Source organism: Bacillus sp. MUM 13, assembly GCF_001866725.1.
Taxonomy (GTDB): Bacteria; Bacillota; Bacilli; order Bacillales; family DSM-1321; genus Peribacillus.
In genome coordinates, this window is sequence record NZ_MLYQ01000149.1 from 1 (window position 1) to 285 (window position 285).

The following is a 285-nucleotide window of genomic DNA, read 5'->3' on the forward strand; positions in this document are numbered from 1 at the left end:
TTTGCCTTCTATCTATTATCCAGTTTTCAAAGAACAAATCAATCACATCGTGATTGTCCCTCTGAAGGAGTAAACCTTCAATGGTGGAGCCTAGCGGGATCGAACCGCTGACCTCCTGCGTGCAAGGCAGGCGCTCTCCCAGCTGAGCTAAGGCCCCGTATCGGGTATAAAAGTAATGGTGGGCCTAAATGGACTCGAACCATCGACCTCACGCTTATCAGGCGTGCGCTCTAACCAGCTGAGCTATAGGCCCATTACTATATAAGAAAGAATTGCTTCTTTCAA

The 285-nt window shown here is 48.1% G+C and carries 2 tRNA genes; both read right to left on the reverse strand.

The features are described from left to right. Positions 1-81: 81 nt before the first annotated feature. Positions 82-157, reverse strand: a tRNA-Ala gene (locus BIV59_RS21980). 19 nt (positions 158-176) lie between these two features. Continuing rightward, a tRNA-Ile gene (locus BIV59_RS21985) sits at positions 177-253 on the reverse strand. Between the last annotated feature and the right edge of the window lie 32 nt (positions 254-285).